Here is a 1,838-nt window from a genome sequence, read left to right on the forward strand (position 1 = left end):
GGGGCTGTCCCAAAAGGTCGTAAAAAATGACCTTTAGGACAGCTTTTTCTGTTTTTCAAACAAAAAAACACAAAAAAATCGCCCACTCTGTTAAAATGGAGTTATCCCTAAAACCATTAGAAAAGAGGCGATTTCTTTGAGCAACCAAAAGGCTACTTTCTTAGAGTATAACATAAATCAATTGAATCTTCCTATGGATTTCTCAGATCTTATCCCAGAAAATCATATTGCCCGTGTGATAAACGATATGGTCAACCAACTGGATGATCAACTATTTTATGAAGTGTATCGCGGAGGGGGACGCCCGGCGTACCACCCAAAAATGATGACAAAAATTGTTTTATATGGTTACACGCAAAAATGGTTCTCCTGCCGTGACATCGCAAAATCACTGACAGAACAGCTTCCAATGATGTGGCTAGCTGCTATGCAGACTCCGGATTACCGAACAATCAACCGGTTTCGTTCTGAAAGATTGAAACCACTTATTCATACGTTGTTTTCGAAACTCACACAGCTACTCATCACCGAAGGTTATGTAGATGGATCGACTTACTTTCTGGATGGAACGAAAATCGAAGCGAATGCCAATAAATACACGTTTGTCTGGAGAAAGAGTGTGCAAAATTATGAAGAAAAACTTCAGGTGAAGATCCACGAGATGATTGAAGAAATTGAAAAACACGTTGAACTTGATCACGTTCAACTCCAACAAGACGAGGAGAAAGACACAAAGCGTATATCCAGCGCAGCACTTCAAAGCATCGTTGAGTCTGTAGAAAGAGAACTCTCGACAAAAGAACAACAACTTGAACAAACGACAAACAAAAAAGAAAAGAAAGCGCAAAAACAAGCAGTCAAGCCACTCCAAAAACTCCATCGGAAGATGAAAACAGATGCATTACCACGTTTAAAAAAGTATGAAACGTCTTTTCGCTTATTTGATGGACGCAATAGTTATTCCAAGACCGATACTGACGCTACATTTATGCGTATGAAAGATGATCACATGAAGAACGGACAATTAAAAGCGGGATACAACTGGCAAGTTGGCACACAAGATCAATTTATTCTTTTTTTCACAGTACACCCGAATCCTACGGATACAAGGTGTCTTCTTTCGCATGTCGAAGCGTTGAAAGAAAGCGGTCTTCCACTCCCTGAAACACTCATCGCCGATGCTGGTTATGGGAGTGAATCTAATTACGTGGCGATGGAAGACGAGCCCTTTGACACATTGATTCCTTCAAATACGTTCCGTCAAGAACAAAAACGTTCTTTTGCGAAGAAGCAGTTCCATCCATATAACTGGACGTACGATGAAAAGAATGATGTGTATTGGTGTCCAAACAAACGAAAAGTAATGTTCCAACGGTACGCAAAACGAACCGATACATATGGCTATACACGGGATTTTAAGATCTACGAGTGCGAGTCATGTAAGGAATGTCCGCTCAAAAGTGCGTGCACGAAAGCGCGAGGAAATCGGCAGATTCATTATAATCCCGTGTACGAGGAACTAAAAGCGAAGCAACATCTAAAATTGAACACAGAAGATGGACGAACACTCTACCAAAAAAGAAAAACAGATGTGGAGAGTGTATTTGGTCATGTCAAACAAAACCTCGGCTTCCGGAGACTTCATCTCCGAGGCAAAGAAAAGGTACACATCGAGCTTGGGCTCGTCGCCCTCGCACATAATTTAAGGAAAATAGCGGCGCGGAACCGTAACCGTCGCTCCAAGACACTTCTGGACAATAAAAACAAAAAACTCACTGATCAGACGTCAAAAACGTCAATCAGTGAGTTTGTTTTTCAGGGGCTTTTGGGACAGCCCC

The 1,838-nt window shown here is 41.5% G+C and carries 1 protein-coding gene; it reads left to right on the forward strand.

The window, feature by feature from the left end; translation table 11 throughout:
- Positions 1–136: 136 nt before the first annotated feature.
- A partial coding sequence (locus BLT29_RS12955; protein WP_245701303.1) for an IS1182 family transposase occupies positions 137–1,838 on the forward strand: 1,702 nt, incomplete at its 3' end.

Source organism: Shouchella lonarensis, from assembly GCF_900096965.1.
GTDB lineage: Bacteria > Bacillota > Bacilli > Bacillales > Bacillaceae_D > Shouchella > Shouchella lonarensis.